Genomic DNA, 10,282 nt, shown 5'->3' on the forward strand with positions numbered 1-10,282 from the left:
GCTGATGCGAGGCGTGGAAATCACTTCGCCGCCCCATCACCCGAACATGCCGGCCCCCAACATAAATGCCGGCAGCGTCAATGCCCGTAGCGTCAGTGCCCGAAGCGTCAGTGCATGAATATTCCTCGCAGCCAGGCGAAGAAACCAAACCTTTCGGACATTGCCGAACGGACGCGAGAGGCAGCCCATCGCGCTCGTATCGAGGCGCCGACATGGCAATGGCAGACGATTTCGTGCAGCTGCCAGTCGGTCAGTTCGAAGAAGCGCTTGGCTTCACCGTAGGTGTCATCTCTCAAGCCTTGCGCGCGAAAGATCGGGTCCTCGAAGGCAACCGTGAGAGGCGAGTCGTTGTAACGCATTTTCTCGCGTATCTCAGGGGACTTGTATTCGGTGCCGGTCAACGCTTCGAGACGTCGATCGGGGTTTTTCTCCAGCAGTTTCGCCCAACGTTCGAGACGCTGGCTTCGAGTCGCTACGAGGTCTGTTGCTTCAGCGTGAACGTCGGCAACGGTATGCAGTTGGTCAAGTGTTTGGTGCTTCACGGCCGCCTCCTATTCAGCAGGTGAGTTCGTCCCACCCTGAAATGGAAATTATGGCGCTCCACGACGCCGGCAAGGCCCTCATGCGCGGACCAATCGATCACTTTTCTGACGGCCCCGTCCGGCCACGAATGCCGATGCCTGCGGGATCATCGGAGGCTCGCGTCGGAACCATAGGCATGCGTGGTCGTTCTGCGTGCGTCAGCCCGAGCGAAAACCGATCGAAACGGGTGGCTTCAAAAATCCCAGCCGACGTCGGTGACCCGCCAAGGCAGAGTGCGAGCGGAAGGAAATCACACCATGGCCATTCTTCCCACTCCCGAACCAACGCCCACTCCCGCGCCCACACCGCCGCCGTTTCCTGAACCGAAGCCGGTGCGTGAGCCGGACCCGGACAGACTTCCCGACGAAGCTCCTGTCCCCAATCCGGATGAGAATGATGCGCCGCTGAAAATCAGTCCCAAAGCTCCCGGGAGTTGACGGAGCGGAGACGCTCGTTCCAGATCGCCCAGATCCCGCATGGATCCGAGATGGCGTCGGCGCGTTGGCTCACTGAGCGGCCAGCATGCGGGCTGCGTCGCCGTCGTCTCGGTGCTGTCAGTGGTGATCAGGCGCGGAAAATGACGACGGAAATGCTCATCGTCGCGGACATAGCAGGCATCAGATCGAGCGCTGCGGCGAAGCGAACTCGGATGCCTGCCTTAGATGCTGGCGCAGCAGCGCCTCGGCCCATTCGATCTCGCCCGCCTCGACGGCATCGAGGATGGCCAGATGTTCCCGGCAGGACTGCTCGATGCGTTCCGCCGGCAGTTCCTCGAAACCCGCCGACTCCTGCAACCGGCGCAGATTGTTCTGCTGGCGCACCGCATCCGCCAGGAACCGGTTGCCGGAACAGGCCGCAAGCCCTTCGTGAAAGGATGCGTTGATCCGGAACCATTCGTCGCCGCCGATCAGCGTCTTGCCCGTCGACACGATCGCCAGGATGCGCTGGTGAGCGCGGCGGACCGGCGCCAGTTGCTGAGGATCCGCATTGAACATGGGTGACCGCAGCGCCGCGCATTCGACGGCCGTCCGGAATTCATAGCTTTCCCGGTAGGCGTCCTCGCCGACCAGTGTGTCGGCGAAACGCCAGCCATGCCCCGGCAGGCGCTGCACCAGCCCTTCGGCGGCAAAGCGGAGCAAAAGCTTGCGCACGACGCCGCGCGACACCTGATAGCGCGGCATCAGTTCCGCCTCGGACACCTCTTGCGGCAGCTGGCCGAGCGCGCGCTCACGCATCATCCTGCGGTAAAGCTCCTCGAGCGGTGAACTGGGCAGGATATCCTCAGGGTCGAGGTCGGCGACCTCGCGCGCCAATTGCAGCCCCCTCGTCTCGAACGGGCTCAAGATGCCCTGGGCGACCAGCAGCTCCAACGCCGCGCTGATCGGAGAACGCGAGACGCCGAAGGTGCGGGCAAGGTCGGGCACCGAGACGCGGGTTCCAACCGTCCAGCCCGAATCCCTGATCCGCTCCAGGATCCGCCGCGCCAGATCGATCTGCAGCGGACTGGCCGTCTCGCCGCGTGCCGGCCGGTCGATGATCGTTTCATTCATAGGCACTTCCTCAGGCGTTCGCATCTTCGCATTATAGATATGCGCCACGCAGTTCGAACTGGCAATCTATCGAATTTTCCTGCTTTTCATTCAATCAAAATGCATTAGTATCCGAACTCAACGAGTTGAGGCTTCCCTTGATCACAACAGTCGCACCTTTTCCGCTTGTCGAGATCGAAGGAGCGCCGAAAGCGCGCGGCATGGCCTATGGCGAACAGGCGCGCGGTCGCATCGGCGCTTCGGTGGCGCTCTACGCCGGGCAGCTCGACCGGTTCGGCTTCGGGCGGGACGATGTCGCGCGGTTTTCCGAAATCTTCCTGCCTCGCTTGCGGCAACGGGCGCCCGATCTCGTCGAGGAAATGGAAGGGATCGCGTCAGGCGCCAATCTCGACCTGTCCTCGATCGTCCTGGTCAACGCGCGTACCGAAATCCTGCAGCTCGCCCGGCGCGAGAAAGGCATTTCCGACGACGAGCCCGACGGCTGCACGGGCGCTGTGATCTTGCCGGAGGCGACCCGCAACGGCAGGCTCATCCATGGCCAGAACTGGGACTGGAAGGCCGAATGCGCCGAGACCTCGGTGGTGCTGCGCATCCGGCGAACGGACGGGCCGGACCTCCTCACCTTCACCGAAGCCGGCGGACTGGCGCGCAGCGGCTTCAACGCGGCCGGCATCGGCATCACCGCGAACTATCTCGAATCGGACCGCGACTATCGCGAGATCGGAATTCCGCTGCCCTTCATCCGGCGCCGGGCGCTTGAAGCGCAGCATTTCGCGGACGCCATCAAGGTGGTGGCGACGACACCGAAATCCGGCTCCAACAACATGATCCTGAGCACCGCCGAGGGCTTCGCGGTCGATTTCGAATGCGCGCCGGACGAGGCCTTCGCCATCTATCCGGACGACGACATGATCGTCCACGCCAATCACTGGCAGAGCCCGGTGGCGTTGTCGAAGCTGCGCGAAACCGGGCTTCGCGACGTGCCGGACAGTCTCTATCGCGACCAGCGCGTGCGCCGTCGCCTGTCGGCGCGGCATGGGGACGTCACGATCGACGATTTGAAGGAAGCCCTCTTCGACGATTTCGCTTCGCCGTTCAGCGTCTGTCGTCCGCGGATCAGGAAGAAAGGCGGCAATCTCTCGGCGACGGTGGCGATGATCGTCTTCGAACCAGCCGCCGGCGTCATGGAGATCGCACCGTTGCCGGCCGAGAACCGCGAATTCACCCGCTACGAACTCACTCTCGACGACGAGGTCCGCGAGCGCGCCGAGAAGGCGATGCTGGCACGGGGGCGACCTTCGATATCAGCACAGGAGAAACGATGGTCCGCTTTGTCCTGACCCGCATCGCCAGCGCCATACCGACCCTGATCCTGGTGTCGGTTGCGGTCTTCGTGATGATGCGCTTCATCCCGGGTGATCCTGCGACGCTGATGCTGGGAGACCTCGCACAGCCCGGACAGGTCGAAGCCATGCGGCATCAGATGGGGCTCGACCAGCCCGTGGTGGTGCAATATCTGATCTGGGCCGGCAACGTCCTTACAGGCGATTTCGGGCGCTCGATCGGCAGCGGGCAAGAGGTGCTGCCGCTGATCCTCGACCGTTTTGCCGTCTCCTCGATCATCGTCCTCCTGGCCGTGCTTGTCGCCTCCGTCATCGCCGTGCCGGCCGGCATGCTGGCCGCCTGGAGACAGGACAGTCTTGGCGACATCACCGTCGTCGCCACCTCGACCATCCTGCTCTCGATCCCCAGTTTCTGGCTGGGGTTGATGCTGATGCTGATCTTCGGCCTCTATCTCGGCTGGCTGCCGATCGTCGGCTACGTGCCCTTCAGCCGCGACTTCGCGCAAGCCGCTCTCTATGTGATCCTGCCCGTGGTCACCCTGGTGCTCGTCGAGTCCGGCCCGATCGCGCGCATGGCCAGGGCCAGCACGATCGAGGTGGCGCGGCTGGAATACATCACCCATGCGCGGGCAAAGGGACTTTCCGAAAGCGCTGTGATGTGGCGCCATGCTTTCAAGAACGCCTTCGCGCCCACCTTGACCCTGATCGGCCTGGTGCTCGGCAGCCTGCTTTCCAGCATCGTCGTCATCGAGACCGTCTTCACCATTCCCGGCCTCGGCCGGCTGCTGGTCGACGCCATCTATGCCCGCGACTATCCGGTGATTCAGGGAACGATGCTGTTCATCGCCTTCATCTATGTCGTGGTCAACCTTCTCGTCGACCTCGTCTATCCGCTGCTCGATCCGAGGGTCGCCGCATGATCGCCCGTGCGCTCGGCCGGCCCGGCCTGAAATTCAATGCGACCTTCGGGATCGCCGTCACCGGGGCATTGATCCTTCTGGCTGTGTTCGGTCCATGGATCGCCCCCTACGATCCGCTCAAGCTTGATCTGCCGTCGCGCCTCAGCGGGCCGTCGCCCCAGCACCTGCTCGGTGCCGACGAGTTCGGGCGCGACGTGCTCAGCCGCCTCGCCAGCGGCGCGCGGACCAGCGCCTGGATCGCTTTTGCGACAGTCGCCTTCGCCTTGATCCTCGGCATCGTGTTCGGCGTTCTCGCCGGTTTCCTGCGCGGCTGGGTCGATCGCGTCGTCATGATGGTCAACGACGCCTTCCTCGCCTTCCCCGGCCTGCTTCTGGCGCTCGGCCTGATGGCGGTGATCGGCGCCAGCCGCGAGGGTATCATCGTTGCGCTCGGCCTTGCCTACATGCCGATCGTGGTGCGCGTGGTGCGGGCCTCGGTGATGTCCATTCGCGAGCGGGAATATGTCGAGGCCTCGCGGGTGATGGGCAACAGCGAGATCATCACCATGGCGCGGCACGTGCTGCCCAACTGCGTCGCCCCGATCATCGTGCTCGCCACCACCATGTTCGGCTGGATCATCCTGTCGGAAAGCGCGCTGAGCTTTCTTGGACTGGGCGTCCCGCCTCCAGCGCCGAGCTGGGGCAACATGCTGTCGACGGCTCGGCCCTATATCGGCCAGGCGCCGCATCTGATCATCCTGCCGGGTCTCTGCATCTCGATCACGCTGCTCGGCATCAACATGCTGGGCGACGCGGTGCGAGACTGGCTCGACCCGAAAATGTAGGTCCTGGAAACATGCTCGTGCCGACCGCGGACAACAACACGATGCTTTCAGTGCGCAACCTGTCGATCTCGGTCGGGCCATCGGGAAAGCGGATCGTCGACGGGCTGAATTTCGACCTCGCCCCCAGTGACATGCTGGCGCTGGTCGGCGAATCCGGTTCGGGCAAGACGATGGCGGCCCGCTCGATCGTGAGCTTGCTCCCTGCCCCGCTGGTCACGACGCCGGACAGCAGCATCCACTTCGAAGGACAAGAGCTCACCGGCCTCGCTCCAAAGGCGCTGCGCCAGATACGAGGTGCGCGGATCGGCATGGTTTTCCAGGAGCCGATGGTCTCGCTCAATCCCGCCGTCACCATCGGCGAGCAGATGGCGGAGGGTCTGCGCCTGCATAGCGCCATGTCGCGCGCCGAGATAAAGGACCGCTCGCTGGCAATGCTGGAGAGAATCCAGATCAAGGATCCCGGCAAATGCCTTGCGGCCTATCCGCACGAATTCTCCGGCGGCATGCGCCAACGCATCATGCTCGCATCGGTCATGCTGCTCAAGCCGCGCCTGCTGATCGCCGACGAGCCGACCACCGCGCTCGACACGCTGGTGCAGCGCGACGTGCTTGACCTGATGGTCGAGCTGACGCGGGAGAACGGAACCGCCGTCCTGCTGATCAGCCACGACCTCGGCATGGTGTCGCACTATGTGAACAACGTGACGGTGATGTGCGAAGGCAAGGCGGTCGAACAGGGAAGCAGCACCCAAGTGCTTCACGCACCGCAGCACGATTACACGAAGCGGTTGGTGGATGCGCTTCCCAAGCGCAGCGCCGGTGGATCGAGAAAAGCCGTCGACGGCCCGCCCCTGGTCGAGATCAGCAATGTCGTCATCGACTATCCGGGCCGTCCCAGGCTGTTTGGGCGCGCGCAGCCGAAGCGCGCCGTCGACGGCGTCGACCTGACCATCCGGCGCGGCGAAACCCTGGCGCTGGTCGGCGCGTCGGGCTCCGGCAAGACGACCCTCGGGCGCGCCATTGTCGGTCTCGTCAGGCCGGCCAGTGGAACGATCTCGTTTCTTGGCACGGCGATTGCAAACGATCGATCCGCTGACGCGCGTGCGCAGCGTCGTGACATGCAGATCGTCTTCCAGGACCCCTATTCGTCGCTCGACCCTCGCCAGTCGATTGCCGAGATCATCACCGAGCCGCTGAAGCTCGACACCGAATTGGACCGCAAGCGGCGGACCGCGCGCATGGATGAGGTCATCGAGGAAGTGGGGCTGACGCGCGACCTTCTCAAGCGTTTCCCGCATCAGCTTTCGGGTGGCCAGCGCCAGCGCGTCGCGATCGCCCGGGCGATCGTCAGGCGACCGGCCTTCGTCGTCGCCGACGAGCCGGTCTCGGCGCTCGACATGACGGTGCAGAAACAGATCCTGCTTCTGATCCGGTCGTTGCAGGAACGCTACGGGTTCGCCTGCCTGTTCGTCTCGCATGATCTGGGTGCGGTGGAGCAGGTTGCCGATCGGGTCGCCGTCATGCAGGACGGAAGGATTGTCGAGATCGGCGACCGCGACGACGTCTTCGATCGACCGCGCCACGCCTACACACGCGCCCTTCTCGATGCGGCGATGCTGATCGATCGCCATTTCGCCGATGGCGCGGGCGCACGCAAGGCAGTGGCTCGATGAGGACGGCATGGCTCGTCGCCGCACCATGACAGCGTTTGGCCGTATCACGGAGATCTGGCGATACCCCATCAGTTCGATGGGCGGCGAACGGCTGGACGGGACCGAGCTTGCGGAGGGCGGGATTCCGGGCGATCGGATCTGGGGCATCATCGACCGGCGCGACGGCGCTGTTGCCGCGCCGGAGAAGCTAAAATACTGGCGACCGCTGCCCAACCTTGTTGCAAGGCTGAAGGGTGACCGGCCGGAAATCGGCTTGGACGGCTCCTGGATCGATGCCGGCTCCAGCCTCGCAGGCGAGCTGGTTTCGGCCTTCCTCGATTTCCCGGCGGCGCTGCACCCACATGTCCGCTTCGGCTCGGAAGCCCAGGATCATATCGCGCCACGCTATCAGCGCGCCGACCTCCACATCGTCACGTCAGCCTCGATGAACAGACTTGCCGGCCTGCTTGAGGATCCTTCGCAAGTGGATTCCAGGCGGTTCCGGCCCAACATCGTGATCGAAACCGACGTTTCGCGGGGAGGTTTCGTCGAGCAGCAGATCATCGGGAAAGTGCTGGCGATCGGCAAGGCGCGGATCGTGATCTCGGAACCGTGCGCGCGCTGCACCTTCACAGCGCTGGCACAAGGCGATCTCGCCTTCGAGCCGGCAGTGCTGCAAACCATAGCGCGCCATGGCGAAGGCGGCTTCGGCGCGCTCTGCCAAATCATCGAACCGGGCAAGATCAGGCTGGGCGACCAGGTCACCTTGAACGAAGCCTGACCTTTGTCCAGCTTTCGACGCCGGGCGGCGGCACGTCGTGACGCTAGAGGTGAACATCCAACGCTTGGCGCCGGGGGCGAATACAGCTCACGACCACTTTTCTCCCCTTCCGCAGGAGAGTCCGAAGGGGAAGTGGTGACCCGAAGCAGACGGTCGTGATGCCATAAAAGATGTCGGCCTCGCGCCGATCTCGGACGCTGCGATCGGTTTGACCGCTTCCTGAAGCCGACGTCCCAGCGACCACAGTGACAGCCGCGGTTGTGCCCAATTGTGGACCTTGGCAAAATCACCGCCTTGAAGATCAGCCTAACCATCATCGGAGCATTGCCATGATGAGCTCGGACCAGAGACCAGCGTCAGCCTAGCGAACTGCCCCCTCCCTGCGCAATTTCGAGCGCCTTTACGCTTAGTCGGAAGCCGTCTACTATTCAGCTGAAGGCAGGGTCTTAGACATGGACCGCAAGCTTGCTGCCATTCTGGCTGCTGATGTGGTCGGCTATTCCGCTCAAATGGAGCGTGATGAAGCGGGGACTTTTGCACGGCTGAAAGCTGGTCGCGCAGAGCTTTTCGAACCAGAGATTGCGCGGCACCACGGTCGCATTTTCAAGCTCATGGGCGACGGCTTGCTGGCCGAGTTTGCCAGCGTGGTCGATGCGGTGGAATGTGCAGTCTCGCTGCAGCGTGGCCTAACCGAGCGCAATGCGTCGCTTCCCGAGGCCGAGCAGATCTTGGTCAGGATCGGAATAAATCTTGGCGAGGTGATAATCGACGGTGACGACCGTTACGGCGACGGGGTCAATATTGCCGCCCGGCTCCAACAATTGGCGGAATCCGGCGGCATCTGTGTCTCCGGTAAGGTGGCCAAGGAGGTCGAGAAAAAGCTTGCCTTCGGTTTCGAACCTTTGGGCGAGAAGAAGGTCAAGAACGTCACCGAACCCGTGCAGGTTTTCCGCATAACGCTTGAAAAACAGGGCATCCGCCATCGCTCAATACGGTCTCCTCCGCGGTGGGCGCTAGAGGGGATGGCGGTGGCCGTGGCCCTTCTGCTTGCCGCCGCAGCGGCTTGGCAATTCTGGCCGGCGGCGCCGGTGAGTGCCAGGCCATCGGTAGCGGTGCTGCCGTTTGAAAATTATGGCGGCGACGAGGCTACTGGACGGCTGGCCGACGGCCTCACAGAGGACATCATCACTGACCTTGCACGCTTCCCGGAATTGGAGGTGGTGGCTCGCAATTCGACGCAGGTCTACAAGGGCAAGCCGGTGGATGTGCGCGAAGTCGCTAAAGCGCTCCATGTCGGCTACGTGCTCGAAGGCTCGATCCAGCACCAGGGCGGCCGCGTCCGGATCACCGCGCAACTGATCGATGCCCAATCCGGCAATCATCTGTGGTCGGAGCGCTGGGACCGGCCCACCGAAGATGTGTTCGCAGTCCAGACTGAGATATCTGAGCAAGTCACCAACCGGCTAGGCGGCGGCGAGGGGCTGATCCAGAAAGCTGGCCGAGCTGCGGCCAAGCGCAAGCCGCCAGAGAACCTTAGCGCATACGAGCTTTATCTGCTTGGCACCGAGAAGCTTGCGCGGATCACCAAAGACGATATTCAGCAGGCCATCGTGCTGCTCAACCGCGCCGTCGAGCTGGATCCCGGCTTGGCCCGCGCCTGGGTCGAACTTTACCACTCTCACTCGCTATTGGCGAACTTCGGCGTCAATCCCGAGACAGAAGCAAAGGCGGCTGCCGATGCAGCCGAACGCGCCGTGCGACTTGATCCGAGCGACGCTGAAGCTCACGCCGCGCTGGGCATGAGCTTAGGCGAGCGGGGCGAGCTTTCGCGCGCGAAAGCTGAGCTGCAAATAGCCCTGAGCCTCGCGCCCGGTTCGGCTGAAATCCTGACCTTCTATGCCGGCTGGGCCGCGTCCTTCGGTGAACCAGAACGAGGTGCCGAATTGGTCGATCGGGTGATCCGGCTCGATCCTAACTACCCGATGTGGGCCACCGGCCTCTTCTCTAACGCTTACTTTATGGTGGGGCGATACGACGATGCGCTGAAAATGATGGAAGGCCTGACACCTGACAACTACAACCAGTGGAGATGGATGGTGCGCAGCGGTTCGCTCGCAGGCGCGGGCCGGATGGAAGAAGCGCAAGCCTCAGTCAAGGAGGCGCTCAAGCACTACCCGGACATGACCGTCGAAGGTATGGTCAACGCGCCGGGGATAAGCCCCACCGAGCGCGAGCGCTACTTGGAAACCTTGGTCCTGACCGGTTTCCCGCTGTGTGCATCCGACGAGCAACTGGCTAAGATGACTGTTCCAAAACGTCTTCCCGAGTGCCTGAAGTAGCCCTTCAGCGAGCTTCCCTGACGACCGAAATAGCTCGTGTCGCAGTGGCGTAAATTTCAGATGTATCTGCTCAACACCGCAACCGGCCCATTGCCGTCATGTCCGAAGTGTGTCTGATTGGCCGCTTCTGGCGCTGGTTGCTCGTTCTAATTGCGAAGGTACCTTCAATCGAACGATCGGAGAGCAACACGCCTCCGATCTTTCGGCGACAGATGAACCGCCGGCCTATTCGCTTTTCCAGACACCCCATACATGGGGGTTTGCCGCGGGCCATACCGAATAGCCCTTTAC

9 protein-coding genes are annotated in these 10,282 nt (G+C 62.9%); 7 read left to right on the forward strand and 2 right to left on the reverse strand.

Translation table 11 applies throughout. The features are described 5' to 3' along the window. Positions 1–107: 107 nt before the first annotated feature. Entirely contained in the window at positions 108–542 is a 435-nt protein-coding gene (locus AC0L2M_RS32735) for a hypothetical protein (protein WP_084646611.1), read from the reverse strand. A gap of 297 nt (positions 543–839) precedes the next feature. Here AC0L2M_RS32735 and AC0L2M_RS32740 point away from each other — a divergent pair, with 297 nt between their 5' ends. Further along, a complete protein-coding gene (locus tag AC0L2M_RS32740; RefSeq protein ID WP_473537010.1) occupies positions 840–1,019 on the forward strand; it encodes a hypothetical protein in 180 nt (59 codons plus the stop codon). A 180-nt stretch (positions 1,020–1,199) separates the two neighbouring features. Here AC0L2M_RS32740 and AC0L2M_RS32745 read toward each other — a convergent pair whose 3' ends face one another. Beyond that, positions 1,200–2,132, reverse strand: coding sequence for a GntR family transcriptional regulator (locus AC0L2M_RS32745; protein WP_023797826.1), 933 nt, complete (start codon positions 2,130–2,132; stop codon positions 1,200–1,202). A 137-nt stretch (positions 2,133–2,269) separates the two neighbouring features. Here AC0L2M_RS32745 and AC0L2M_RS32750 point away from each other — a divergent pair, with 137 nt between their 5' ends. From AC0L2M_RS32750 to AC0L2M_RS32775, 6 genes are all read left to right on the forward strand, one after another. Then, on the forward strand, positions 2,270–3,472 hold the full coding sequence (locus AC0L2M_RS32750; protein WP_473537011.1) for a C45 family autoproteolytic acyltransferase/hydolase: 1,203 nt from the start codon (positions 2,270–2,272) through the stop codon (positions 3,470–3,472). Continuing rightward, a complete protein-coding gene (locus tag AC0L2M_RS32755; protein ID WP_023797824.1) occupies positions 3,454–4,395 on the forward strand; it encodes an ABC transporter permease in 942 nt (313 codons plus the stop codon). Before AC0L2M_RS32750 ends, AC0L2M_RS32755 begins: the two co-directional genes overlap by 19 nt. Further along, positions 4,392–5,219 (forward strand): ABC transporter permease, encoded by an 828-nt coding sequence (locus tag AC0L2M_RS32760; protein WP_128166589.1) that lies wholly within the window; start codon positions 4,392–4,394, stop codon positions 5,217–5,219. The genes AC0L2M_RS32755 and AC0L2M_RS32760 overlap by 4 nt, the downstream gene beginning before the upstream one ends. Positions 5,220–5,260: 41 nt before the next feature. Then, positions 5,261–6,892: an ABC transporter ATP-binding protein gene (locus tag AC0L2M_RS32765; RefSeq protein ID WP_373420397.1), complete on the forward strand. Its 1,632-nt coding sequence runs from the start codon at positions 5,261–5,263 to the stop codon at positions 6,890–6,892. Positions 6,893–6,899: 7 nt separating this feature from the next. After that, complete coding sequence (locus AC0L2M_RS32770) at positions 6,900–7,652, forward strand: MOSC domain-containing protein (RefSeq protein WP_198032780.1); 753 nt, start codon at positions 6,900–6,902, stop codon at positions 7,650–7,652. A gap of 452 nt (positions 7,653–8,104) precedes the next feature. After that, positions 8,105–9,991 carry an adenylate/guanylate cyclase domain-containing protein gene (locus AC0L2M_RS32775; RefSeq protein ID WP_023797820.1) on the forward strand — a complete coding sequence of 629 codons (1,887 nt, stop codon included), beginning with the start codon at positions 8,105–8,107 and terminating at the stop codon, positions 9,989–9,991. Positions 9,992–10,282 lie beyond the last annotated feature (291 nt).

The organism is Mesorhizobium sp. WSM4806 (assembly GCF_055811635.1).